Source organism: Ekhidna lutea (genome assembly GCF_900188325.1).
Taxonomy (GTDB): domain Bacteria; phylum Bacteroidota; class Bacteroidia; order Cytophagales; family Cyclobacteriaceae; genus Ekhidna; species Ekhidna lutea.
The window spans coordinates 162,669-187,500 of sequence record NZ_FZPD01000004.1 but is presented as its reverse complement, the minus strand read 5'-3'; the positions used below and the strand labels follow the sequence as shown (position 1 = coordinate 187,500).

At 38.5% G+C, this 24,832-nt stretch carries 24 protein-coding genes and 2 rRNA genes (1 of these 26 running past the window's edge); 14 read left to right on the top strand and 12 right to left on the bottom strand.

The genetic code is table 11. The annotated features are described in order from the left end of the window. The 9 genes from CHB71_RS12010 to CHB71_RS11970 form a co-directional block, all read left to right on the top strand. Positions 1-1,870, top strand: a 23S ribosomal RNA gene (locus CHB71_RS12010); it begins 996 nt to the left of the window's first position. A 91-nt stretch (positions 1,871-1,961) separates the two neighbouring features. Continuing rightward, positions 1,962-2,073, top strand: a 5S ribosomal RNA gene (gene rrf, locus CHB71_RS12005). A 156-nt stretch (positions 2,074-2,229) separates the two neighbouring features. Continuing rightward, positions 2,230-4,083: a BatA domain-containing protein gene (locus tag CHB71_RS12000; RefSeq protein ID WP_179213398.1), complete on the top strand. Its 1,854-nt coding sequence runs from the start codon at positions 2,230-2,232 to the stop codon at positions 4,081-4,083. After that, positions 4,080-5,327: a dihydroorotase gene (locus tag CHB71_RS11995; RefSeq protein ID WP_089357170.1), complete on the top strand. Its 1,248-nt coding sequence runs from the start codon at positions 4,080-4,082 to the stop codon at positions 5,325-5,327. The genes CHB71_RS12000 and CHB71_RS11995 overlap by 4 nt, the downstream gene beginning before the upstream one ends. A 2-nt stretch (positions 5,328-5,329) precedes the next feature. Beyond that, positions 5,330-5,839: a DUF4199 domain-containing protein gene (locus CHB71_RS11990; protein ID WP_179213397.1), complete on the top strand. Its 510-nt coding sequence runs from the start codon at positions 5,330-5,332 to the stop codon at positions 5,837-5,839. 7 nt (positions 5,840-5,846) lie between these two features. Then, positions 5,847-6,368 (top strand): DUF4199 domain-containing protein, encoded by a 522-nt coding sequence (locus CHB71_RS11985; RefSeq protein WP_089357168.1) that lies wholly within the window; start codon positions 5,847-5,849, stop codon positions 6,366-6,368. Continuing rightward, positions 6,368-7,339, top strand: a complete 972-nt coding sequence (locus CHB71_RS11980) for a glycosyltransferase family 2 protein (RefSeq protein ID WP_089357167.1) — start codon at positions 6,368-6,370, stop codon at positions 7,337-7,339. The genes CHB71_RS11985 and CHB71_RS11980 overlap by 1 nt, the downstream gene beginning before the upstream one ends. A 5-nt stretch (positions 7,340-7,344) precedes the next feature. Continuing rightward, positions 7,345-8,301 (top strand): glycosyltransferase, encoded by a 957-nt coding sequence (locus CHB71_RS11975; RefSeq protein WP_089357166.1) that lies wholly within the window; start codon positions 7,345-7,347, stop codon positions 8,299-8,301. 7 nt (positions 8,302-8,308) lie between these two features. Beyond that, the gene (locus CHB71_RS11970) at positions 8,309-8,716 is read left to right on the top strand and encodes a DUF2721 domain-containing protein (RefSeq protein ID WP_089357165.1); all 408 of its coding nucleotides are present in this window, start codon (positions 8,309-8,311) and stop codon (positions 8,714-8,716) included. A gap of 80 nt (positions 8,717-8,796) precedes the next feature. Here the strand turns inward: CHB71_RS11970 and CHB71_RS11965 are convergent, their stop codons facing one another. The 4 genes from CHB71_RS11965 to CHB71_RS11950 form a co-directional block, all read right to left on the bottom strand. Beyond that, on the bottom strand, positions 8,797-10,062 hold the full coding sequence (locus CHB71_RS11965; protein WP_089357164.1) for a cation:proton antiporter: 1,266 nt from the start codon (positions 10,060-10,062) through the stop codon (positions 8,797-8,799). A gap of 123 nt (positions 10,063-10,185) precedes the next feature. After that, entirely contained in the window at positions 10,186-10,815 is a 630-nt protein-coding gene (locus CHB71_RS11960) for a response regulator (RefSeq protein ID WP_089357163.1), read from the bottom strand. Continuing rightward, the gene (locus tag CHB71_RS11955; protein ID WP_179213396.1) at positions 10,812-12,515 is read right to left on the bottom strand and encodes an ATP-binding protein; all 1,704 of its coding nucleotides are present in this window, start codon (positions 12,513-12,515) and stop codon (positions 10,812-10,814) included. Before CHB71_RS11955 ends, CHB71_RS11960 begins: the two co-directional genes overlap by 4 nt. A gap of 93 nt (positions 12,516-12,608) precedes the next feature. After that, positions 12,609-12,944, bottom strand: coding sequence for a MotA/TolQ/ExbB proton channel family protein (locus tag CHB71_RS11950; protein WP_089357161.1), 336 nt, complete (start codon positions 12,942-12,944; stop codon positions 12,609-12,611). Positions 12,945-13,062: 118 nt separating this feature from the next. Here CHB71_RS11950 and CHB71_RS11945 point away from each other — a divergent pair, with 118 nt between their 5' ends. Further along, a complete protein-coding gene (locus CHB71_RS11945; protein WP_179213395.1) occupies positions 13,063-13,848 on the top strand; it encodes a LytR/AlgR family response regulator transcription factor in 786 nt (261 codons plus the stop codon). Here CHB71_RS11945 and CHB71_RS11940 read toward each other — a convergent pair. Together CHB71_RS11940 and CHB71_RS11935 are read right to left on the bottom strand one after the other, a co-directional pair. Next, complete coding sequence (locus CHB71_RS11940) at positions 13,838-14,698, bottom strand: hypothetical protein (protein ID WP_089357159.1); 861 nt, start codon at positions 14,696-14,698, stop codon at positions 13,838-13,840. The genes CHB71_RS11945 and CHB71_RS11940 overlap by 11 nt on opposite strands. Beyond that, the gene (locus tag CHB71_RS11935) at positions 14,695-15,636 is read right to left on the bottom strand and encodes a carbon-nitrogen hydrolase family protein (RefSeq protein ID WP_089357158.1); all 942 of its coding nucleotides are present in this window, start codon (positions 15,634-15,636) and stop codon (positions 14,695-14,697) included. The genes CHB71_RS11940 and CHB71_RS11935 overlap by 4 nt, the downstream gene beginning before the upstream one ends. Positions 15,637-15,703: 67 nt before the next feature. Between CHB71_RS11935 and CHB71_RS11930 the strand changes: the two genes are divergently transcribed. The 3 genes from CHB71_RS11930 to CHB71_RS11920 are packed head-to-tail and all read left to right on the top strand — an operon-like array spanning position 15,704 to position 17,693. After that, entirely contained in the window at positions 15,704-16,729 is a 1,026-nt protein-coding gene (locus CHB71_RS11930; protein WP_144017410.1) for a sensor histidine kinase, read from the top strand. Further along, on the top strand, positions 16,726-17,088 hold the full coding sequence (locus CHB71_RS11925; RefSeq protein WP_089357156.1) for a response regulator: 363 nt from the start codon (positions 16,726-16,728) through the stop codon (positions 17,086-17,088). The genes CHB71_RS11930 and CHB71_RS11925 overlap by 4 nt, the downstream gene beginning before the upstream one ends. Positions 17,089-17,093: 5 nt before the next feature. Then, a complete protein-coding gene (locus CHB71_RS11920) occupies positions 17,094-17,693 on the top strand; it encodes a hypothetical protein (protein ID WP_089357155.1) in 600 nt (199 codons plus the stop codon). Here CHB71_RS11920 and CHB71_RS11915 read toward each other — a convergent pair. The 6 genes from CHB71_RS11915 to trhA form a co-directional block, all read right to left on the bottom strand. Next, positions 17,690-18,094, bottom strand: coding sequence for an OsmC family protein (locus CHB71_RS11915; protein ID WP_089357154.1), 405 nt, complete (start codon positions 18,092-18,094; stop codon positions 17,690-17,692). The genes CHB71_RS11920 and CHB71_RS11915 overlap by 4 nt on opposite strands. A 15-nt stretch (positions 18,095-18,109) precedes the next feature. Continuing rightward, on the bottom strand, positions 18,110-18,829 hold the full coding sequence (locus CHB71_RS11910; protein ID WP_089357153.1) for a hypothetical protein: 720 nt from the start codon (positions 18,827-18,829) through the stop codon (positions 18,110-18,112). Between the two features lie 15 nt (positions 18,830-18,844). Next, positions 18,845-19,330, bottom strand: a complete 486-nt coding sequence (locus CHB71_RS11905) for a peptide-methionine (S)-S-oxide reductase (protein ID WP_089357152.1) — start codon at positions 19,328-19,330, stop codon at positions 18,845-18,847. 5 nt (positions 19,331-19,335) lie between these two features. Next, positions 19,336-19,851, bottom strand: a complete 516-nt coding sequence (locus tag CHB71_RS11900) for a YdeI/OmpD-associated family protein (RefSeq protein ID WP_089357151.1) — start codon at positions 19,849-19,851, stop codon at positions 19,336-19,338. A gap of 8 nt (positions 19,852-19,859) precedes the next feature. Continuing rightward, on the bottom strand, positions 19,860-22,979 hold the full coding sequence (locus CHB71_RS11895) for a sensor histidine kinase (RefSeq protein WP_179213394.1): 3,120 nt from the start codon (positions 22,977-22,979) through the stop codon (positions 19,860-19,862). A 130-nt stretch (positions 22,980-23,109) separates the two neighbouring features. Further along, a complete protein-coding gene (gene trhA / locus CHB71_RS11890; RefSeq protein WP_089357149.1) occupies positions 23,110-23,736 on the bottom strand; it encodes a PAQR family membrane homeostasis protein TrhA in 627 nt (208 codons plus the stop codon). A gap of 236 nt (positions 23,737-23,972) precedes the next feature. Between trhA and CHB71_RS11885 the strand changes: the two genes are divergently transcribed. Further along, positions 23,973-24,677, top strand: coding sequence for an SIMPL domain-containing protein (locus CHB71_RS11885; RefSeq protein ID WP_089357148.1), 705 nt, complete (start codon positions 23,973-23,975; stop codon positions 24,675-24,677). Positions 24,678-24,832: the final 155 nt, after the last annotated feature.

Genomic DNA, 24,832 nt, shown 5'->3' with positions numbered 1-24,832 from the left:
AGGGAAAGAACCCAGACCTACAGCTAAGGTCCCTAAATTTGTACTAAGTTGAACTAAGGAGGTTCAGCTGCTTAGACAGCCAGGATGTTGGCTTGGAAGCAGCCATTCATTTAAAGAGTGCGTAACAGCTCACTGGTCGAGCGGCAGAGCATCGATAATAATCGGGCATCAAGTACAATACCGAAGCTTAGGATCATTTATGATGGTAGGGGAGCATTCTCTAATCGATGAAGGTGGAACGTGAGTTCTGCTGGAGAATAGAGAAGAGCAAATGTAGGCATAAGTAACGATAAGGCAGGCGAGAAACCTGCCCACCGATAGACTAAGGATTCCCCGGCAATGCTAATCAGCCGGGGGTTAGTCGGGACCTAAGGCGAACCCGAAAGGGGTAGTCGATGGACAACTGGTTAATATTCCAGTACCACCTTTATTTTCGATGGGGTGACGGAGTAGTGAAAGCACCGCGTACTGACGGAATAGTACGTTGAAGGGTGTAGGTATAGGCGATGTAGGTAAATCCGCATTGCTTGCTGAACCTGATAGTACCACAAATCTTCGGATGCGTGGATAGTGTGCCTAAGCAGACTTCCAAGAAAAACCTCTAAGGTTAGAATAAAGGTGCCCGTACCGTAAACCGACACAGGTAGTCAAGGAGAGAATCCTGAGGTGCTCGAGTGATTCATGGTTAAGGAACTAGGCAAAATCGCCCTGTAACTTCGGGAGAAGGGGCGCCCCCAGCAATGGGGGCCGCAGTGAAAAGACCCAGGCGACTGTTTATCAAAAACACATGGCTTTGCGAACTTGAAAGAGGATGTATAAGGCCTGACACCTGCCCGGTGCTGGAAGGTTAAGGGGGGGAGTTATCTTCGGAGAAGCTCTGAACTGAAGCCCCAGTAAACGGCGGCCGTAACTATAACGGTCCTAAGGTAGCGAAATTCCTTGTCGGGTAAGTTCCGACCTGCACGAATGGTGCAACGATCTGGGTACTGTCTCAACCATGAGCTCGGTGAAATTGTAGTTCCGGTGAAGATGCCGGATACCCGCAACGGGACGGAAAGACCCCGTGAACCTTTACTATAGCTTCACATTGGTATTGGGTAAATGATGTGTAGGATAGCTGGGAGACTCTGAAGCTGTGTCGTCAGGCATGGTGGAGTCGTTGGTGAAATACCAGCCTTTATTTATCTGATGCCTAACCCCGTAAGGGAGACAGTGTGTGGTGGGTAGTTTGACTGGGGTGGTCGCCTCCAAAAGAGTAACGGAGGCTTTCAAAGGTACCCTCAGCACGCTTGGTAACCGTGCGCAGAGTGCAATAGCATAAGGGTGCTTGACTGTGAGGCCTACAAGCCGAGCAGGTAGGAAACTAGGATATAGTGATCCGGCGGTTCTGTATGGAAGGGCCGTCGCTCAAAGGATAAAAGGTACTCCGGGGATAACAGGCTGATCTCCCCCAAGAGCTCATATCGACGGGGAGGTTTGGCACCTCGATGTCGGCTCGTCACATCCTGGGGCTGGAGAAGGTCCCAAGGGTTGGGCTGTTCGCCCATTAAAGTGGCACGCGAGCTGGGTTCAGAACGTCGTGAGACAGTTCGGTCCCTATCTGTTGTGGGCGTAAGAAACTTGAGTAGATCTGTCTTTAGTACGAGAGGACCGAGATGGACTAACCGCTGGTGTACCAGTTGTTCCGCCAGGAGCACTGCTGGGTAGCTACGTTGGGAAGGGATAAGCACTGAAAGCATCTAAGTGCGAAACCCACTACAAGATGAGGTTTCTTTTAAGGGATGTTCTAGATTAGGACGTAGATAGGCTGCAGGTGTAAAGGCAGTAATGTCAAAGCTGAGCAGTACTAATTACCCGTAAGCTTTCTTAAAGCGTTTCGATAAACTCGCAATTTCTAAGTGAATCTTTCTTTATAATGTCAAGACATTAAGTCCTGTCCGAATATGGATATAGGCAAATTTTATGGTGATTATAGCGACGGGGTCCACCTCTTCCCATTCCGAACAGAGAAGTTAAGCCCGTCAGCGCTGATGGTACTGCCGTAACAGGTGGGAGAGTAAGTCGTTGCCAGTTTATTATAAAGGGGATGTTGTGAAAACGACATCCCTTTTTTTATTTATAAACTTTCTAAAAAAAAGTCTGACAATTCAAGCACATTGCAGCCTAATTTACTTTCCAAAACTTGCCTCTCCTGATGTCGTTTATTAAGATTAAATAAAATACTTGATAGTGAATTTCTTGTGGTTGTTATCTCTTTTTATTGCGGTTCCGCTCCTTGTCCATCTTTTTAGTTTTAAAAGGGCTAAAAAGTATTATTTTTCAACTATCCGATTTATTTCGAGTCTAACTACAAAGTCTAGATCAAAATCAAGATTAAAGCACTTTTTGATCCTCACGAGCAGAACATTACTTTTTATTTCGATTCTGCTTTTTGTTTTTATACTTCTTAAATCAAATAGTAAATCAGTTCCCGGAGATTATTTGATTTATTATGATAACTCACTCAGTAATCACATAGAGCAGCCTAAAGTTAATGTGAAATCAAGTATTCAGCAGATTGTCTCGAAAAAGTCAGTTGATGGTGTTTACCTGGACAATCTCAATAATGAGATAATAAGAAATGATGATTATAGTGGGATATCTGAAGAGGAATCAACTTTTTCTTTATCTCCAAGAAATTTAAAGAGTAGAATTCAAGAAACTAATGTTTCAAATGTTTACTTAATCTCTGATTTTCAGTCATATGAGCTTAATCAGGATGTTGAATTTTTGGTAGATACTTTAGGTTCTTTTCATTATGTTTTGACAAATAATTTAAATGAGTATTCAAATATTGCTGTTGATACACTCTTTGTAAATCCCAATCCTGACAATCTATCAGAATTATCGATTGCAGCTGGCTTTAATGTTTTCAATATGGAGTCAGGTAAAATCATAATTAAGCTATTGAAAGGCTCTCGACAATTAAGTTCTGTAGTAAAAGATATCTCAGAATTAAATCAAGTTGAGTTTGATATTCCAATTGACATGGCAGGAGATTTTAACCTTATAATTGATGGAGATGAAGTAGCCTATGATAATGATTTTCATTTTGTGATAAGTAAACGAGCCAAACCAAGAGTAGTCATTATTGATGAAAAGGGGATTGTTAATCATGCTTTTAGTAATAGATTACTTTTTGAGTTATCACAGCAGTCGCTTTCAAATCTTGATTATGAATTTTTAAAGACATCTGATCTAATAGTTATTAATAGTACATCAAAATTGCCAACAGGAATTCTAAATCAATTTTCAGAAAAGCAATTCCTTATTTTTCCGAGTGGAAATGATATAGATGTAAATAACCTAGTTAACATCAATACAGTGAATACCGAACCTTCAAAAAGTGAGATCATAATTGATGAGAATCATCCACTTTTGACTGGTGTATTTGATGAAAAAATCGATGAAGGGCTAATGCCTTCAGTTTATAAGGCCTATGCTATTGAAGGAAGTTATGAAACTATAATCCCATTTCGAGATGATGATCCGTTTTTACTAAAAACCGGGAATGTTTACTTTTTCAATACAGTGTTAAAGGAGCCTGACGGTTTCCAATCTGATGCCTTATTTCTTCCTCTGCTTTACCAGATTGCATTTACTTCGACTCAAGAAATAAAAAGGCCATATTATTATCCTGGAGATAAGATCCTGGTTCAAGCAGAAGCTTCTGATATTCCTGTCAAGATTAAAAATCAATCAACTGAGGTTATACCACCATTTAACTCCAGCCCAGATGGACTGGTTCTGGAAATACCAGATGAGATGGTAGCTGGTAAGTATTTTTTAGTTAGGGAGGGTGACACCTTGCAGCAACTAGCTATAAATATACCAAAAAAAGAGTCTGTGATGAGAGCGCCAACTCTTGATGAATTAGAAACAACATTATCTAACTATCCGAATGTATATGTAAGTAGTATAGGTGAAGCGGATAATGACACTTTACTTGGAGAATCAGATGACATTGCCTTATGGAAATATGCATTAATTTTGGCTCTGTTATTTGTTTTGTCTGAAACTATGCTCCATAGATACCTCAAATGAGCTTATTGCTAAAGAATGTACTTGTACTTGATCTAAACTCACCAGCTCATAACAAGCAAATTGATTTACTTATAGAAAATGGCATTATTACCTCACTAAAAGGTAAGTCTGCCAAAAAAGAGATCGATCTCAGGGGGAAAACTGTGAGCTGCGGTTGGTTTGACTTGAATGCTCATTTTAACGATCCGGGTACTGAATATCGAGAGGATATTCGAAGTGGTTCGGCTGTTGCAGCAGCTGGAGGGTTTACCGATGTGTGCCTAATCCCAGAAACTACACCTCCTATAGAATCCAAAAGTGATGTTAAATACATTTTAAACAGAGAGAATGATCTTGTTGACCTGCATGTGAATGCCGCCGTAAGCGAAGGTCTAGCTGGTGAAAATCTAACTGAAATGCTTGACTTACATCAAGCGGGTGCGGTTTGTTTTTCAGATGGTGATAGGCCAATCTGGAATGCTGAACTTCTGCTGAAGGCTTTACAATATACCAATGATCTTGGTGTTCCGATTATTCAGAACCCAAGAGACCTACATATCAGTGCAAATACCCATATGCACGAAGGTAAAGTGAGCACTAATCTTGGACTTAGAGGTGAACCCTCATTGACGGAGGAGCTTGCTATTCAAAGGGATATAGAGATTTTGAAATATAGTGGTGGTAAGTTGCATTTTTCATCAATCTCAACAGCTAAAGGAGTAGAGCTTGTGAAGAAAGCTAAAAAAGAAGGACTGGCGGTGACATGTGATGTGGGTATTCATCATCTGATTTTCACAGATTCTTCTATAGGAGATTTTAATACTAATTATAAAAGTCTACCTCCTTATAGAACAGAGAAGGATAGAAAGTCACTTGTTAAAGGTATAAAGGACGGTACGATTGATGCAATAAGTTCAAATCACAGGCCCTATGACCTTGAGAGTAAGCAATTAGAATTTGATCTGGCAGAGGCAGGAAATATTTCTCTGCAAACATTTTATTCTTGTTTGTTAATGGTTTCGAAGGAGGTTCCAATAGATATTTTAATAGATCGGGTCGTGAATGGTCCTAGAAGAGTATTGGGTATTGACTTGATAAAGATTGATGAAGGAGAAAAGTGTAAACTGACTATGGTGGATCCGGAAGAAAGCTGGATTTTAAACGGTTCAACAAATCAATCTAAATCTCATAATTCACCTTTTTGGGAATCAGAACTGAAAGGCAAAGTCATTGGTACGATTAATCAAAAAAAAATAAATATTTAATTGTGGTAAAACCTGCTTTAAAGTACTCCATCTTATGTGGAGTGTTCTTAATTGGTTTATTTTTTATTTCGATCAATTTTGGGAGTAATCCTTTGTTGGATAGTCGCCATTTTTGGTTTGATCTTGGGGTTTATTTTTTATTTATCTTTTTTGCAGGGAAGGAACATAAGGACTTTCGAAATGGAGGTTTCCTTCATTTCTGGCAGGGTATAACTATTGGTTTTATTGTTTTTATACCAGCTGTTCTGCTCTTTGAGGGTACCCTATATCTGACATTAAATGTGGATTCCGACTTGATGGAAGCCTACAGAGAGGGAGCCAGAGCTCTTTTGAAGCAGAATGAAGAGTTTTATATGGAGGAGCTTGGAGAAGCTGCTTTAAAAGAGCGGTATGACGCTATAAGTGACATGACACCCGCTCAACTGATTCAAATGACCTTTCGGAATAAACTATTCTCGGCCTTTTTGATTACCCCTGTGGTTGCCATAATTTTAAGAAAAAAACCTAAATAATAATATTATGGAAGAAACAACCAATCCCACCACAAAAAGCATTTCAATGAAATGGGGTGTTATATATGGTCTCGTAGGTATCATTTTCTTAGTTGTTGTAGATTTTGCTGGTATGATGCAAAATAGAGCTGTATCATGGATCGGCTACTTGATTTTGGGAGCTCTCATCTTCATGGCTCATAAAGAATACAAATCCGAAGGTGACGGGTATATGAGTTATAGTAAAGGGCTCGGGATTGGAACCCTCACTACTTTAATTGGTGGGATTATAAACAGTCTCTTTTTCTTTGTCTATATCTCCTTTATCAATACTGAATTTGTTAATCTAATAAAGGAAAAATCAATCATGGATATGGAAGCACGTGGAATGAGCGACGCTGAGATAGATCAGGCAATGGGTTTTTCAGAAGCATTCATGTCACCAGTAGCCATGACAATTTTCAGCATACTCGGCACAGTGTTATTCGGTTTTATCCTTTCTTTGATTGTAAGTATTTTTACTAAAAATAATCAACCGGAAGGTATATAGTGCCTAAAGACATCTCAATAGTAATACCCGTTTATAACGAAGAAGAATCCATTCCAGAGCTGTTGGAATGGATTTTTCGTGTTGTAGATACTAATAACCTATCAACTGAGGTTTTACTCATCGATGATGGGAGCAGAGATGGTTCATGGGAGAGCATCCAGAGACATGCTTCAGTCGATGATAGGATAATAGGATTTCGATTTAACCGCAATTACGGAAAATCTGCGGCCTTGCAAACAGGCTTTGATAATGCATCGGGGAAAGTAGTTATTACCATGGATGCAGATATGCAAGATAGTCCAGATGAGATACCGGGGTTAGTAAAGATGATTCAAGATGGGAATTTCGATATCGTGTCTGGCTGGAAGAAGAAAAGACATGATCCAATCAGCAAGACCGTGCCTTCTAAATTCTTTAACTGGGTCACCAGACAGGTGTCGGGTATTAAGCTGCATGACTTTAATTGCGGACTAAAGGCATATAGGAGTGATGTTGTAAAAAACATTTTGGTGTATGGAGAGATGCATCGGTACATTCCACTCATTGCTAAATGGAATGGCTATAATAAAATCGTAGAAAAAGTAGTGGAGCATCGTGCGCGAAAGTATGGAACCACGAAATACGGGATGAAGCGATTTGTCACAGGCTTTCTCGACTTGCTATCGGTCACATTTGTATCTCGCTTCAGAAAAAACCCAATGCATTTTTTTGGTGTGTTTGGTAGCCTCTCTTTTATAGGCGGATTTATTATTACAGGCTGGGTAATAGGCGAGAAGTTATACCGCCAATATTATCAATTGGCGCGTAGAGATGTAGTTGATCAACCATTATTCTTTTTGGCGCTTGTAGCCTTGATCGTTGGTATGCAATTGTTTTTGGCTGGGTTTATTGCTGAAATGATGATTCAGCTGAATCAAAGAAAAGGGGATTATCTCATTTCTGAGAAAACCGAAGGTAAGGTTAAACCCTAGCTTCAATGCCCAGGTATTCCATTATTATCCCCGTTTACAATCGTCCTGAAGAGGTAGATGAACTTTTAGCAAGTCTTGAGAAGCAATCATTCTTAGATTTTGAAGTGATTATTGTGGAAGATGGATCTGAGCTTGATTGTAGAGCCGTTTGTGATAAATATAAGGGGAAGCTTGATCTTAGTTATCACTATAAAGAAAATACCGGACAGGGGTTTAGTAGAAACTTTGGATCTAAGCTGGCAAAAGGGGATTGGCTAATATTCTTCGATTCTGATTGTGTTATTCCTGAGCAATATCTATCCAACCTCGATAAAATAATCACAGATAGTGACCCTGATGCTCTGTGTGGTCCGGACGCTTCACATAAAGATTTTTCCACTTTGCAAAAAGCAATCTCCTACTCGATGACTTCCTTTCTTACTACTGGTGGGATAAGGGGGAGAAAACTGAAAGTAGATAAAGAGGCTCATTTACGTAGCTACAACTTGGTTATCAATAAGAAGGTGTTTTTTGCTCTTGATGGGTTCAAAAAAACCAATATGGGTGAAGATATGGAGCTAAGTAAGCGGTTTCAGATGAAAGGATATCGTTCAGTAATAAGTAGTGATTTGGTAGTCTACCATAAGAGAAGAGATAATCTAGTGTCATTTTCAAAACAGATTTATTCATTTGGAAGAACCAGAACTCAGCTATTCAAGGATTACCGGGTATCTATTAAGTTACCTCATTTATTTCCCTCAGTTTTTACAATTGGAATACTGGTAACTTTCTTGCTAATACTATTTAATAGTCTCTTAGGAAGTTTTTTAGCATGGGGTTATTCTTTCTACTTTTTGTTGATATTGGTGCACGCTAGTTTCATGCATCTTAGCTTAAAGGTTGGTTTATTCTCAGTATTTGCAACTTTGATTCAGCATACTTCCTATGGAATTGGCTTAATTCACGAGTTTTTCAGGAAATAAGAACATTATGCAAATAACACTTACAACTCCAGCCCTACTTTTCCCTGCTATTTCCTTATTGCTTCTAGCTTATACAAATCGTTTTCTGGCAATAGCGACCTTGATCAGGCAACTGCATAAAAGCTATTTAGCTGATCCTAAAAGTGTGCTGGAGGGTCAACTTAAAAACCTTAGAAAACGACTTTTTCTAATTCGCGCGATGCAGTTATTTGGTTTGATGAGCTTGTTGCTCTGCGTTTTGGCGATGTTTTTTATCTACCTGAAGGTTGGTGATTGGGGTAGTGCAATTTTTGGAATCTCCCTGGTTTTACTCTTGCTCTCTTTAATTATTTCTATTCGTGAAATTCAACTTTCAACAAAAGCGCTTGATTTAGAGCTTAGTGATATGGAACTCGGGAGCAAGTTGAAGTTTTAAACAATAACAAGGAGCTCAATTCGTAAAAGAACCCCTTGCCTTGTCCACCAAAAATTACTCAACTACGAAAACCAATTTTTTTAATCCATCCATTTCATTGGATGCTTATCATTATAGAATTGCATCACTTTTGTTAGTGTAAGTCCCTGATAAAGTACAGAGCATACTACAACGATATATGTCATAGTGATAATTAGTTCTTGGCCAGGGAAGTTGGCAAGTGATAAAGAGGCCGCTACCGGTAGGCCACCTCTAAGTGCTCCCCATGATAGCACCGGTATGGTGCCATCATCAAAGGAGCGACTCATCGACATCAACCGAATGGGGATGAAAACACTCACCCATCTGGCAAATAATGCAAAGTTGACTGCAAAAAAACCTAATGCGAAATAGTCTAGTCGAAGAGGAATAACCAACATTTCAAAACCTATAAGGACGAAGAGCATAGCTGCTAGTGTTTCTTCCATTAATTGCCAAAACCTGTAGACATAGCTACCTACAGCATTTTCACCTTTCTCATTTCTTCCAAAATTCCCAAGAATAAGACCGGTAGAAACGGCTACAACCATTGAGGATACAGCTATGAGATCTGCTACATATGATCCCCCCATTACAAGTGCCAGGGTAACCAGAACTTCGACCTCTACACTGTCATTATCGACATACTTGAGTACGGAAAACCCCATCCATCCAAAGAAGAGGCCGGCAATAAGTCCACCCCCCAGATCTCTTAGCAAGATCCAAGCTGCGCCTGTAAAATTAAGCGAACCCATGGCGGCCTCTTCTTTGTAAATATTGACCAGGACTAATGCCATAATGATGGCAATACCTCCGTTTAAAAGTGCTTCACCTGATATTTTTGTTTCCAGCTCATTTGACATTCGGAAACGCTGAATTGTTTTAGTAATTGCTACTGGATCCGTAGATGAGATCAACGCTCCGAATACCAGACAGGCAATAAAATGAAGGGAGATACCAAGTAGTCCAGCTGTGAAATAAACCAGCCCAGCAATTACAAATGTGGATATTAAGACTCCAAAAAAGGATAGAACCAGCACAGGGATGAGCTGATCGCCGAGCTTACGAAAATCGACATTAAGTGCTCCGGCAAAAAGCATTACACTAAGCACAAACCTATACATGACTTCAGCAAAGTCATATTTTTTTACATGCTCCGCTAGGTGAAACTCTGGAAAAACATACCCAAAAATTAATACCAGGAAGGATAATATAATAGCCAGTATAGTAAGTCCTATAGAGGATGGAAGCTTGAGGTAAAAGGTGTTTATGAAAATAAATACCCCTGAAAAGAGTATAAGAACAGCTATGATGTCGAAAATGCTCATAAGGGTGCAGCTTTTGATTGGTCCAAAGATAGAAGCAAAAAGGTGTTACCTAGACTCTGAAAATAGCGGTAAAAATTGCTAAGAAGATATCGCTAAGCCTTATATCCGTATTTTTACTGAGGACTAGATCAATTTAAGGTGCGCAGCTTTTTTTATCAATTCCGCTGTGTTTTGCACTTTTAGTTTTTTCATCATATTAACACGATGTGTTTCCACAGTCCGGGCACTAACAAACAACTGATCCGCAATTTCTTTGGTGGTCTGACCTTCCGAGACAAGGTTTAATACTTCCATTTCTCGATCGGAAAGTTTTTTGTGTGACTCTCCTTCGATTGCCATGTTACCTATCATCAGCTGTGAGATTTCACTGTTGAAATGCTTTTTTCCATTTGCGACATTTTTAATGGCTGTAATCAACTCATTCTCGTCTGCATTTTTAATCAGATACCCATAAGCACCATTTCTTACGGCCTTTACCACATACTGTCCTTCAGCATGCATTGTGAGTACAATGAACTTCACTTCAGGATATTTTTCCCTGGCGGTTTGGATGACTTCAAGCCCATTAGTTCCAGGCATTGTTATGTCAATCAATACGATGTTGGGACTGGACGAAGCTAAAAGCGCAAATAGGTCGTCGGCGGAAGCTCCTTCACCGATGATTTCCAGATCATCATTTTTAGAGAGCAGTGATATGATACCTTCTCTAAACAATTGATGGTCATCTACTACTATGGTTTTGATCTTACTCATGATAATGGGATTTCTACTTCTATTGTTGTTCCTTTTTCGTTGCTATGAATTTCAATGGTTCCATTCGCTAGTTTTACACGCTCTTTCATATTTCTTATTCCATTGCCCGATGAGGTTTTATTGATATCAAATCCAACCCCATTATCAGCAATGAAAAAACCAACATGATCTTCAAATTCACTCATTGAAACTTTTAATTCTGTTGCATTTGCATGCTTGATGGCATTATTGATTGACTCTTGGGCTATTCTGTACAATGTAATATGAATATTGTCGTCAATTTCTGATTCCAAAGGCATGTCATTTTTATACAAAACCTTCATTCCGAAATTATCACTTATTTGATTTAGAAGGTTGCCGATTGCTTCGCCAGCTCCAAAATCTACAAGAACGCTTGGCATCAAATTATTGCTCATTCTCCTTACTTCTCCTATTGTTTCGTCTAGTCTGTAAAGCAGTTTCTTTTTTGTGCTTTCCGGTAAATCAGCTTCCTGTATATTCATTCTCAGAGTAGTGAGAAGCGGTCCGAGACCATCATGCATTTCTTTGGATAATCGTGATCGTTCTTTTTCCTCTCCATTTAGAATAGATCGTTGGTTCTCTTTAAGCAGTCTTTCTTCGTTTTCTTTAAACTTTTGTAATCGCTCTTTCATTTGAATGAGTGCAGCACCCATTTTATCATCCTCACTGAGTGGAGTGTAGTCGGCTTCAAAATCACCGGAACCAATTTTATCTGCAAATACAGCTGTATCCCTGAGTGCACTTACCAGTTTCTCAAGTGCATTAAACATTCTTCCTATTTCATCTTTACGTCCATCTGAAGTTGGGACTTTCTCTAAAATACCCCTAGACATTTCCATTAGATGCTTTTCCATTGTAAGAATGGGCTTTACAATCATTTTGGATAAGAAATACGATGCTAGTAAAACAAAAAGCAGTATAACAATAAGGATATAAAATAAATTGGACCTCAACTTTTTGAGTGGAAATAGTGCTTCTTGACGATCGATTTCAGTCAAAATGACCCAATTAAGCCCATTGATGGAAATTTTTTCATAAGAACTGAAGACCTCTACACCACGATAGTCCGGGAACGTATCCTCACCCGGATTTTCGGCCAGAGATCTTAAGACACCCTGTGTTTTTACTTCAACAATGCTTGGGTCTGCTATTTCAAATCTTGATTTTGTAAGAAGGCGATAATTTTCGTCGACCAGATAAGATTCTCCAGTTTGCCCCAGTCCAGTACGCTCGAGTAGGATTTCCTGTATTTCCGGTAGGTCAGCAATTGCTGAAATGAACTGATCGTCAACACGTGCTATAAAGGCGAGAGTAATTTGGCCAGGTGAAGGAGTGGGGATTCCCTCAAGATGGATGTCAGGAAATTCCGGTATTTTTTCAACTGAAACTTTTTCTGAAAGAAAAGTGGGGATGGTTTCCGATTTTTCAATGTTACTAAAAAATCGTTCTTCATCCTCTTCAGTATCGACAACACGCCTAAAGGCCGATATTCTGTCATTTATTTCCGCTTTGATTTTGACAATTTTTAACTGCTTAACAGAGGATAATTGTAGTAAAACCCGTTCTTTAAGAGCTGTGTCAAATTGGGTGTAAAATAAAGAAGTAAGCATAGCAATAACGATGATAGACAGGCCTATCATTAGCATTGCAAGCTTATTTCCTATGTTTACCTTGCTCATCGTTTTGTAAAAGTATGAGCATAATTTATTAAGGAAATCAGGAAAAATACGGATGAACCAAAAGGAAAAGCCGGAGAAACCTCCGGCCATGGTTCAAGCCTTTATTTTAAGGACTACAGCTGATAATATCGCAATTATGTAAATAGTAATGCCATACATGGTAGTTATCATAGAGACTTTGAGTCCGCCAGCCAGCAAAGCAGGAGATACTGAGCCCATTTGCTGGATAGCCTCAAATGCTGAGAAAAACCCGATTAGTTGACCAAGTATTCCGGTGATCACCGCTAAAAGGCCTACTGATTTAATCAATGATCTGGCTTTTGAATCTTTGTTTACCAAACCTTTTCCTAATAAAAATAAAACAACCAGCAGTTCTATTGTAAGGATGCTCATAAATAGGATACCGCCCATTTGAAATAATTCAATCATAATATTCAGATTATAAGTTTAACATGAGACAAAGCAATAGCGTGCATGCTCACGATAAAAGGTAGTATCCAGTTCTAAATGTGTCGTTTGTCTACTTTTGTTTAAAAATATGGCTGAAATGGTCATATTCGATGATATGATCACAAAACATCAACTCTTTTTCTGGTCAGGTATATGTGGGTTCCTGACACTTCTTTTCAGCACTTCTCTAAATGGACTACTTGTTTCGTTTTATTTTGTGACCTTCCTGATACCGGTAATATTAGGAACTTCGATTTTCTTCAACAGGTATTTGGTTCCTAAATATTTAATGCGAGGTAAGCGAATGCAGTTCGCTTTATACCTGATATACCTAGCTGTTGTTTCAGTTTATCTTGAGCTGATGGTAATGATTTTGGCTTTTATTATCCTGGCTGACTATCAGTTCTCAAACCTGGGATCTATAGCGGGTGACATATACATATTAACAATGGTGTTATACATTATTGTTTCTATAGAAGGAATGGTGATTGCTTTCAGAAGGCTCAAAGAACGCGATGATCTCATTGCTAATTTGAAGGTGAAGCTTGAAAAAGAGCAAATGCAAGAAATTGTCATTCGGTCTAATAGGAAAAACGTCCCTGTCAAACTCAATGATATACTTTTCATTGAGAGCATGGCTGATTATATAAAAGTCCATACTATCTCTGAAACAATTCTTTCGAAAGAAAAAATTAGTGCGATTTCTGAACGCTTACCTGATGGGTTTGTCAGGGTTCATCGCTCATTTATTGTAAATAGAGATCAAGTGGGTGCTTATGATAAGGAGACAGTTACGGTGGGTCAGCATGAAATCCCAATTGGCAGAAAGTATAAAAGTCAAGCGGTTAATAGTCTTGAAAGTTTAAATCATTCTAGTTTCTGAAAAATCTCTCTCCATTATAATTAAACCAGTTATGGGTTTTGAATTGAAAGATATCTGTCGAATCTTTTCTCAATGAAATTTGCTGATCACCATGGAATTTTAGTGGCTGTGTATCATAGACACCCATTTGTATGGTAAGGAGGTAGAAAGAATTTTTTTGTTCATCATATCCCAGGTATCGAATTATTTCGTCTCCGATATCTATTTTCAACAAGTTTTTTTGAACCATTTCGGAATGCCAGATTTTCTTTGATTCAGAAAGAAAATTTCCAGTCAGAATGTTAAAAACCAGGTCAACATCTGTCTCATCTTTATTTGAATAGACCTTGGTGCTTGCTAAAATTGCTTCTTCAAATTTCTCCTTAACAACGTTGGCGTAATTTTCCAAGCTATCGTTAAGTATCTCAGGGAATGAAAGAAATAGAAAGGAGGTACTGCTTCCACGCCTGTTGTTAATCTTTTTATGAATGAGGTCTTTATAGCCAAAGGTCCGAAGTTCAAGCATTTTACCTTTTACGATTCTTCCTCTTGATTCTTCTACATCCTGTATTTTCAGGCTTTTAGGGTCAATATCCTGAATGCGAAATGTGCGTATAGTATAGTCTTTATCACTGATGTTGGCCGTATTTGGCCTGTCGGAAGCAATATGTTTGATGGTGATGATTTTTTCTTCGTTTGCATAAAAGGTATTGTTCCACCATTTCTCTCCTACATCATCATAATAAATGTAATTAAGCTTGCTATTTAGCCATTCAATAGCCTGCTTATAGTTAAGATCATCATTTTCCGGAGATTGGGAAAATGCGGTAAAGACCAATAGAAGGATAAATAAGGAAAAAACTCGTTTCATTTTATGATTGATTGCCTTTCCCAATTCACATTTAGACTAAGAACATCGGGTCTTGAGTAATGACCTGATGGGTCAAAGTTTTGTCGTTCTTCAAGCACTTTTCGGTAATCAATTTCGGCGATTATCAAATCCTCCTTATTTACTAATGGTTCAATGACCCAGCTTCCATCAGGAGCAGCGATACATGAGCCACCATCTGCCAATGCTTCAGTTGTAACATTTCTCATTTCTTTTGAAAACGGAAATTCATCTGGGATGTCTTTAGCAGAGAACAGTCCGGAAACTCCCACAACGTAGGATCTGGATTCCTGTGCGATGACTGGAATAAGCTGTTCAGTATTTCTTTTGTTTCCTGGCCAGATGGAAACATGTAGGTTTTCGCCTTGCGCATATAAGGCAGACCTGGCTAGTGGCAACCAATTTTCCCAACAGTTAAGACCTCCTACTGTAAAGGGTGGTACTTGATGAGTGACAAGTCCATGACCGTCTCCCGGGCTCCAGGAAAGGCGCTCCTCATATGTGGGCATTAGTTTCCGATGAACGGATTTAATTTCACCCTGATTGCTAATAAAGACCATTGAGCAATATAGACTATGACCACCTCTGTCATTTGGTCGCTCGATTGTACCTAGATATATGGAGATATTTTTAGATTTAGCAAGCTTGCACAGCGTATCGAGATGTCCTTTTTCAATGCATACTGCTTCTAAAGCATAGATTGCATGTATTTGCTTCTGAGTAGTTGAGTTGAACTCTGCACCGTTCAGCCGATCAAGCCAGAAAGGGTATCCAGGTACCAATGCTTCACCGAAAACAACAAGCTTGGCGTTATTATCAGCTGCTTTAGAGACAAAATCCGCTACTTTATCTAAAGTTTTCTCCCTGTTAAGCCAAATGGGAGATATTTGAGCTAATCCTATTTTTAATTGCTGGTTCATTCGCTCGTTTGTATGGTGCAGCTACTAAAATAAATGGAATTAAATTACCTTTAGTAACCACAATCGCTTGCGCATTTTGAAGGAGGAAGATATAGAAGAAAAGCTACGACTGTTTGAGTCTTCAGTTTCTCACATGTGGATTGACTGGAGTAATCCTGAAATCTTTCAGGTGATAGACTTTAAGGGAATCAAAGTTTTAGAAATAGGTGAGTACCATCTAACTAAAATTGTTGAAGAAAAGGAAATTAACTCATTACGTACCTTTTGGAATAAATTAAGTGATGAGTTATGTGAATGCTTATTTACCATCCATAGTCAGGGAAAAAAATTCATTATAAACTGTTCTGGTCAAAAGATAGGCGATGAAGTAAAGTGTCTGTGTGTGGTTATTCCTGAAAAGGACAATACGATACTCTATTTGCAAAATGCAGCACATGATTTTCGTGCGCCTCTAGGATCAATCATTGGACTAGTTAATTTATTGCAACATTCACTCACAAGTGCAGAAGAGGTAGACAAAGAAGAATTACTCACCTACCTTGATATGATCAAAATGAATGGCAACAAAAGTCTGAATCTTGCTAATGAGGTTTTAGCGTTGGCAGAGATAGAGTCTGAGACATATCAGCTAAAGGTTGTACCTGTGCCAATGATTGAATTCATGAGACGTTATCTTGACACCCATAGACTGCTTACAATGAAAAAGCAGATCAAGGTTCATTTAACTTGTGAATCTGAAAGCTCTGTGTATATAAATGAAGCAAAGTTCACACGAGTTATGGACAATATTCTTGGGAATTCAGTGAAATTCAGTGAATCTGGTTCTAATATCAATATTTCGATTGAAGATGTGGCAGACAATGTTTATATAAATATTGCAGATGAAGGTATTGGAATGAGTAATGATATTCTTAAAAATGTTTTTGTCAAGTTTGGTAAATCAAAACGACCCGGGCTAGGAGGAGAACCATCACACGGTCTTGGTATGTCAATCGTCAGGCAAATCATGCATTTGCATGAAGGAGATGTTAATGTATCAAGCACTGAAGGGGTAGGGACCAAAGTAACGCTCATTCTAAAGAAAGCACCATGAAAAGAATATTAATAGCCGATGACTCATTTTTCCAGCGAAAAATACTAGGTGATATTGTAGATGAATTGGGGCATAAGTATGAAGCGGTTTCATCCGGGGAAGAAATGTTAGAGAAACTGGATGATTCTTTTGATTGCATTTTCTTAGATCTTTTGATGGGTGGGATGTCTGGAATTGAAGCGCTAAAGGAACTGAAGAAAAGGAATAACAGTGTACCTGTGATAGTAATAACTGCGGATGTACAAAAGGCTAGAAGAGAAGAGTCTCTAGAGCTAGGTGCAGCAGGTTTTATGAATAAGGTAGTTTCTAAAGATGAGCTAGAAAGAATCCTTAATGATGTTTTAAGTCAAGCTAAGTAGAAATTATGCTAACTCCACAACAGAAAGATACAATAACAGAAATCATCAATATTGGTGTAGGAAAAGGCTCAGCTTCGTTGAGTCAGATGGTAGGTGCAGAGGTTTTGTTAAATGTCCCATACGTAAACCTGATAAGCTTTGATAATGTATTTGAAGAGCTACAGAAACTTGCTGATGAAGATGTGCATGCGGTTGAGTTAAAATTTTCCGGTGAATATGAAGGCCTGGCCAATATCATTTTACCTGAGGAAAGTGCCGGTTTACTTGCTTCACTCCTTATTCATGAGGATCCGGATTCTGAAGCTCTAAAAGAAATGAAGGATGGCCTGATGGTTGAGGTTGGGAATATAATCCTGAATGCCATTATGGGTTCTTTTGGGAACATGCTGGATGCTCCACTAGACTATCATATGCCGAAGAGTTATCAAGGTGATATCACTGAAATATATGGCGAACTAGATAAGGAACGATTCAACCAAGTTCTCATATGCCGAACAAATTTCTCCATCAAAGGGAAAAATATTTCCGGAGAAATTCTAATCATGTATGAGATGAGCTCATTTAGCAAGCTGAAAGATGTACTTGATAAACTTGTTGCCGGCTAAGGTCTGACTATCTCAAATGAATGAGTTTGCTCTGCACTTAGTGATCCGGCTACTGAGCAATACTTTGTTGTAGCAAGATTTACTATTCTCTCCGCTTCTTCATCCGTTAAATCAGGAGAGGTAATGATATATTTTAGATGAATTTTAGTGAAGCCTCTTGGGTGTTCATCTCGCCGTTCACCACTAATTTCTGCATCCAGATCAACAAACGTTTTTCTACGCTTTTTCACCATAGATACGATCTCCACAGCTGCACATGCTCCAACTGCAGAAAGTAGCAGTTCGGTGGGTGATTGATGTTGTTTTTGATCAGCTGATCGCATATCGATTTCAGCTGTATTTCCATTCTCATTGGTAGAGGTAAATTCTTCGTCTCCTTTGTATTTTAAATCTATCTTCATAATTATCACAATAAATTAATCAACCTTCCATGCCAGTGTATCGTGATGCTCAGCAATGAGTGAACGTAGGTAACTGCCAATATAGTTCACCCCGTCGAAACCAGCTTCTTTGGCTGCCTGATCTTCGGTTTCGAACGTTATTTCCGGTCCAGCAAAGTCATGCATATCTTCATAAAAGCCTATGGTAAAGTTGTCCCAACTTGGTCCAAAAACACGTGTAAAGATGAAGTTTGGCCGGTGTTCGATACCGGCATAATATTGATTTTCTGCCAGCCGCTGTTCTAAAAGTTCTGATTGTTTTCCTGCAAGTGCGGTGAATATTTCAATATGAAACAGTTCATATTTTTCGAATGCGTCAATAAATGAGTTTATAGGCGGGCCTTTGACTATCGCTTCCTCCTGAAATGATACAATTTGAAAAAAATCGCTGGCATGCTCTTTTTCAAACGTTCTGGAATTAGCCCTTCTGTCTGTTGCTGTCTTAGTGAAATAACTCTCTAATTCATCAATTGGATAAATAAGCATTAGATCCCAGTGATCTCCCTGACTATGGCGAAGCAGGTAAGGTTTGTTTTCAAGGTATGACTCATAATTAGCAATATCCTGATCCAGAAGATTTATTAGATTGAGTAGTTCTCCCGGTTTTGCCCTAAGCAAGGTGACTTTGTAGAGCTGATCCTGTGCTACAATAGAAGTAGAAATAAGTATGGTAATAAGAATTAGTACTTTCTTCATAAAACGAAGATAAGCTTAAACAGTGAGGTGATTAAACTCCTTTAGCAGCATTAATACTTTCGGAGAAATATATGTTTCACAAAATGGTCTTTTCGGATTCTTCTGATAGTAGTTCTGATATTTTTTCTGAGATGGCTTGAATGAGTAAAATGGCAGAATTTCTGTTATGATTTTCTCATTAAACCCGACCTGTAATTGATCTATGGATTGGCGAGCCATCAATGCTTGTGCCTGATTGAATGTATATATCGCTGATCTATATTTCTCTCTCATAGAATGACCGGAGGTACATGCATGTGTTTGAAGGTGAATACTGATCAAATCTTCTTGTTGAATAATAGATGGATTAAAGAGTAGAAGCACTGCTTCTGAATGCTGGTCATTTGGTGGTTTAGAAGCTATCCAACCCTGATCAATGTTGGTAACGCCCTTAATAATTGAAAATACACCTTCCGTGCACCAATGACAACCACCACCGAATCCAATTTTTTCTATGTCCACTTTGATTATTTGCGATTGTTGTATTCCTTGATAAGGACATTCAACCGTTTAAAGTCTAATTCACCTTTTTCTTCTTTGAGGTGGTGCATTATGGCAAGCCCTTTCGCGATCTGGCTGTTCACATTTTTCACTTTTCCTACAATATGAATCAAACTCCGTTGTTTGCCCATGGTCAGCTGTTTGAAAAACTTTAATCCTTCGTCATCCTGATCCATTAGGGCCTGAAAAGATTCCGGAACTGGCATTCCATATTCTGATGCATCTTTTTCCAACGCTACTTTGACTTCATCACCTTCAGATAATCCGTTCTTTTTGAGAAAATCGGTTTTCACATAAATGCTAAATACATCCCCTTTGTGCATTAATGCGGTATAGATTGGCTCACCAGAATTTATTGTACACTTAACTCTGCGATTTTCTCCATCAATCAATGAATGACCCAATTCTTTTGGAATAGGAACATAGTAGCTCCAAAGCTCTGATTCGAATTTGAGAATAGGGGCAGATAATGTTATCGACATTTCTAAAATTACTTTTTAAGCAGTGGCAAGGAAACTCTGGCAGTGGTTCCTTTACCCCATTCTGAATTGTATGCTAACTTACCTTTATGCTCATTGATAATTGTGTAGGTAATAGAAAGCCCCAGCCCCGTACCTTTTCCCGGCTCTTTTGTGCTAAAGAAGGGCTCAGTTATTTTGGTGAGATGCTCCGGTTTTATACCGTGTCCTGAATCAATAAATTCAATGAATATGTTTTCACTATTGATTTCAGTTTCAACTGTAATTTTCCCTTTTCTATCTATTGCTTGAATTGAATTTGTGATAATATTTAGAAACGCTTGGTGCAGTTTTCCGTTGTTGCCGAGTACAATGGCTTCTTTGCTATCATAGTTTTTAGTTAATTCTATCCCATTCTTAAGTCGGTAACCAATCATGGTAATACAATTATCAATTAAGTGATGTACGTCACAGGGTTCTAACTTATCTTCAGATGCATGACTAAATTCATTTAAGCTATGCACAATTGTGGAGGCCCTTGAAATACCCTCTTTAACAGCTCCAATTAAAACTCCATAATCTTCTTTCTTTATGCTTTTGTGCTTTTTTAGTTTTTGTTCTAATCCTTCAATACCGCCTTGTATGAAATTTAAAGGGTTATTAATTTCATGGGCAACTCCTGCAGCTAAAATCCCTAATGAAGCCATTTTGTCTGATTGTATCATTTGCTCTTGAGCACTTCTCAATTGCTCAATAGCACTTTTCAGTTCACGCTTCTGGTTTTCAATTTCCTCTGTCCTTTTAGTAACCGTCTCTTCAAGCCTGATATTATTCTTTCTAAGAGATCGCAACCTGATCCAATAGATAAATAAAGCAAGACAAATCACTGCGAAGATCAGCAGAATTTTTGCCCACGTAGTTTGCCACCACGAAGCTTCAATCCTGATTCGAGTAGTAAGTGTGGAGTCGGTGAAATTTCCTTCAACACCTGTTTGTAGTTCGAATTCGTAGTTGCCAGGTGTAAGGTTGGTGTAGATTGCATTTCTTTCATTTGATGCTATTACCCATTCATCATCGAAAGGGCTGAGCTTATATCGAAACTGTAGCAGTTCTGTTTGTGCATAGCTGATTCCAGTAAAATCTATCAACAGTCGGTTAGTGCCGGACGGCACACTGACGCCCTCTCCTAAAGGTAAGTGAACATTGTCTGCCTGTATTCCTTCAATTATGATACTTGGTGTGAATGATGGTGTGTTAATATTGTCTGGATCCATCATTACTATTCCTCCGATGGTTGGAACCCAGAACCTATCCTTCGAATCTACAAATGTTAAAACTGCACCTAGACAGTGACTGTTTTTCATCCCATAGCTTTCGTCATATTGCTTGACTTTTATTCCTTTTTCCGGGTTTTCCGCGGCAGCTTCTAAAGCTGTTATTTTGATAGCAAGAATAGCGTTTTCAGCTGGCATCCAAAGAGTCCCACTTTTATCTGCAATGACATCATAAATGATGTTAGTAGGCATTCCCCTTTCTGTATTGAAATTTACAATTCCATTCTCACTATAACCGGAAAGCCCATCATTAGAAGCAATCCAGATATATTCAGAAGTAGCTTGAGTGGAAAACATAAAGTTTGACGGCAGCCCATCGTCGGTGGTTACAGTTTTAAAGACTTCTTTGTCACGGATAAAATTCAAACCACTAATAGTGGCTACAATCATGTCTCCATTTTTATTCTCCTCTATAGACATAATGTAATTGCTACTCAAGCCATCTTCGATAGTGATTGACTTCCATTTACTTAGGTCGTCGCTTTCGAAAAGCAATAGTCCTGCATTTTTAGTCCCAAGCCAGATGGTTCCGTCTTTATCCTCATAAGCAAGCCTGATAAAATTGTCTGGAAAGCCATTTGATACCTTATAGTGTTTACTTCGGGGACCATCCAGGATTACCAGACCACCATAAGTACAGACCCAAACACGACCTTTGCTATCAGTGAATAAGTTTTTCAGTCGCTCAGATGGAATTGAAATTGCTGGTTTATAATCAGAAATTTGCCCGTTCTGAAGGAGGTTTAGTGATCCATTTTCATTACCAAGTAGAAATGTTTCTTCATTAAGTTCTGTAACACTACTGATTATATTTGTGGCTAGTCCATCATTTTTTGTAAAACTGGTGATTGAGCCGTCCCCTAAATAGAATATCCCGCTTCGATAGGTTCCAACCCAAACATTACCTTGAGAATCAAAAATTAGATCTTCAATGATATTGTTTGGAATGCCATTTTGTTCAGTGAGCGAATCTAATGATTGTGTTGTGGATTGATATCTGAAAAGGCCCTTCATTGTACCTAGCCAAAATGTTTTATTTTCATCTATTAGAATTGAGTTAACAGTTGAGGAACCTAAGATTGGATTTTTTATAAGCTCGGTTCCATCCCACAGGTAAAATCCATCACCGGTTCCCAAATAGGTTAGGCCGCTCTTTGATTCCATTACATTTATTCCATTCAGATCATTTCCAAGGCTATACTTTACTAAGGTTCCTGATGGTGAATAGATGATCAGCTGCGAGTCATCGGTTCCAAAGTACACATTTCCGTTGCGATCTTCGCACATTGAAAGTACTGTGCTATTTTCTACACCAAACTCTTTAGTGAATTCGGTTAGACTATTCTGATTATAGTAGAAGAGATTGTTTGATTTAGTGCTAAACCATAAATCTCCATCTCTGGTAATTAGCATCTCCTCGATGCTTAAGTTCTCTACAGAATCGAGCTTTTCAGGAACAGTAAAAACCCCGTTTTCATATATAGCTATTCCATGGAGCGTTCCAAGCCAAAGTTCCCCTCCCTGCCCCTTTTCAATTCTTAGCACATTAGATGATGGTAAGTCACTGTTTTGATTAGTAAATACGGTGAAATCCTTCCCGTCAAAACGATGTAAGCCTGTGTACGTTCCAATCCAGATGTAACCATCATTTGTCTGAACCATTTCGCTGACAGACTCAGAAGTAAGTCCAGCGTTTGTATTCCAGCTTCTAAGCACAAACTGACTCAACCTTTTCTGTTGGTTTAGTTGCTGTGCATCATTAATCAGGGGCAAGAAAAATGTGCCAACACAGACCAGTAGAGAGTAGAGTCTGATCATTTTTTTAATAAAAATGGGTAGGCAAATAGTCATTAACGGTTAAGAATAAACTTATAATAAGTTATACAATCCATTCCGAATTACCTATTCAGATATTCCGTTTTGTTATGAGTTTATGTCGATTATGATACTATAAAACATGAAAATACACCATTATGAAATGGCATATGCTGCCACCCAAAACACATACATGAAATATGGCGTGATTAAAAGGAATTGAGCGAATGCTGTAAAGCCCTGCACCTATTGTATAAAATATTCCTCCATACAACATCCACAGAAGGCCATCTGTGTTCATAGCTGAAAGTAGGGGTTTAATAGCAAATAAAGCAATCCAACCCATGGCTATATACATAATGGTGGATAGTCGATCGAATCGTCCTGTGAAGAACAGTTTTAATGTTACTCCACAAATCGCAACGCTCCAGATAATAATTAGCAGGGTAAATCCAATACTGTCACTTAGTGTGATCATACATACAGGTGTGTAAGTACCCGCTATCAATACATAAATAGCGGCATGGTCGAATATACGAAGCTTAACTCTTTGCTCCGGTTTTGTAGCTAAATGATATAGGGTAGAAGCTGTGTATAAGAGTATCAGGCTTATGCCAAAGGTTAGAACCGCAATTCGTGATTCTAAAGAGTTGGTTTTTAGCAACATAAAACCTGTAGCAACAGCCCCGAAGATAACCCCAATCGCATGCGTTATTACGTTCAGTCGTTCTTCTGTAACACTATATCTAACTGTTTCCATGCTTATGTGTCTAATAGATGCAATTTACTCACTTAACGTGCATGCGATAAATATTTCTAAGGCCATCTTAAAATGGGACAGTTTCATAGCCACTTTTGAAGTTTTTTGATAAACTCAAACTGTACCTAATCGAATAAATAATTGCATTTAACCGTGATTGTATTGGAATGGTAGAAAGCATAGTTACCACATGAGTACTTACAGGGATACATAGAGAATCAAACAAAAATTAAAATATGAAAATATCATCCTTAATTGTCGTCGTTTTTATTTCGCTATCATCGTTCGCTCAAACCAGACTAATCAGAAGTCTCCCTTATGTGGAAGTAACAGGTGAGTCTCAAATGACTATTGTGCCAGATAAGATTGAGCTTTCCATTCGAATCACAGAGAGAAATAAGAAGCGACATCCAATTTCAGAAATCGAGCATGCACTCGTTGATACCTTAAAATCTATTGGTATAAATCCCGATGAACAGTTGGTTATTGAAGATATCGATGGAAACATACACTATGGCGTTTTTCAGCCAACATTAAACACTACTAAACGATATAAACTTACCTTGAATGATGTAGAGCATGTAAGCAAAGTATATGAGAAGGTGGGAAAACTTCGAGTTGATTACATATCTCTTGATAAAGTTGATCATTCTGATCTGTCTGATTACAAATCCAAAACAAAAGTTGATGCTATAAAGTCTGCAAAGAAAAAAGCTGATTTGATGCTCACAGAAATAGGTCAGGAAGTAAAAGGGCTTTTGTTTGTTGAGGAAATTGGCATTGAGCATGAAGCTGACAGTTATGGATATAGCTATCGATTGAGGTCAGCAGGGGCGGTTAGCAGAGCTTTAGCTAGCGATTATTGGGAACCAGAATATAATCTCAATTTCAGAGAAATAATATTAGACTATAAAATTCTCGCAAGATTTGAGATTGAGTGATACGAAAAACTATTTATTGAGCTGATAAACCATAATGAAAAAAGCGCCCTTGGGCGCTTTTTAAATGTTTAACGGTAAATAGTAGTGCGGTGATCAGAGCGATCAAAGTATCAAAAGAGCGAGGATTAGAATTAATAGGAAACATTTCCCGAATA

Coding starts and splice junctions, on each gene's coding strand:
- CHB71_RS11995 (WP_089357170.1), top strand. CDS start 4,080: ATGAGCTTATTGCTAAAGAATGTACTTGTACTTGATCTAAACTCACCA.
- CHB71_RS11985 (WP_089357168.1), top strand. CDS start 5,847: ATGGAAGAAACAACCAATCCCACCACAAAAAGCATTTCAATGAAATGG.
- CHB71_RS11975 (WP_089357166.1), top strand. CDS start 7,345: ATGCCCAGGTATTCCATTATTATCCCCGTTTACAATCGTCCTGAAGAG.
- CHB71_RS11970 (WP_089357165.1), top strand. CDS start 8,309: ATGCAAATAACACTTACAACTCCAGCCCTACTTTTCCCTGCTATTTCC.
- CHB71_RS11965 (WP_089357164.1), bottom strand. CDS start 10,062: ATGAGCATTTTCGACATCATAGCTGTTCTTATACTCTTTTCAGGGGTA.
- CHB71_RS11960 (WP_089357163.1), bottom strand. CDS start 10,815: ATGAGTAAGATCAAAACCATAGTAGTAGATGACCATCAATTGTTTAGA.
- CHB71_RS11955 (WP_179213396.1), bottom strand. CDS start 12,515: ATGAGCAAGGTAAACATAGGAAATAAGCTTGCAATGCTAATGATAGGC.
- CHB71_RS11950 (WP_089357161.1), bottom strand. CDS start 12,944: ATGATTGAATTATTTCAAATGGGCGGTATCCTATTTATGAGCATCCTT.
- CHB71_RS11945 (WP_179213395.1), top strand. CDS start 13,063: ATGGTCATATTCGATGATATGATCACAAAACATCAACTCTTTTTCTGG.
- CHB71_RS11940 (WP_089357159.1), bottom strand. CDS start 14,698: ATGAAACGAGTTTTTTCCTTATTTATCCTTCTATTGGTCTTTACCGCA.
- CHB71_RS11935 (WP_089357158.1), bottom strand. CDS start 15,636: ATGAACCAGCAATTAAAAATAGGATTAGCTCAAATATCTCCCATTTGG.
- CHB71_RS11925 (WP_089357156.1), top strand. CDS start 16,726: ATGAAAAGAATATTAATAGCCGATGACTCATTTTTCCAGCGAAAAATA.
- CHB71_RS11920 (WP_089357155.1), top strand. CDS start 17,094: ATGCTAACTCCACAACAGAAAGATACAATAACAGAAATCATCAATATT.
- CHB71_RS11915 (WP_089357154.1), bottom strand. CDS start 18,094: ATGAAGATAGATTTAAAATACAAAGGAGACGAAGAATTTACCTCTACC.
- CHB71_RS11910 (WP_089357153.1), bottom strand. CDS start 18,829: ATGAAGAAAGTACTAATTCTTATTACCATACTTATTTCTACTTCTATT.
- CHB71_RS11900 (WP_089357151.1), bottom strand. CDS start 19,851: ATGTCGATAACATTATCTGCCCCTATTCTCAAATTCGAATCAGAGCTT.
- CHB71_RS11895 (WP_179213394.1), bottom strand. CDS start 22,979: ATGATCAGACTCTACTCTCTACTGGTCTGTGTTGGCACATTTTTCTTG.
- trhA (WP_089357149.1), bottom strand. CDS start 23,736: ATGGAAACAGTTAGATATAGTGTTACAGAAGAACGACTGAACGTAATA.
- CHB71_RS11885 (WP_089357148.1), top strand. CDS start 23,973: ATGAAAATATCATCCTTAATTGTCGTCGTTTTTATTTCGCTATCATCG.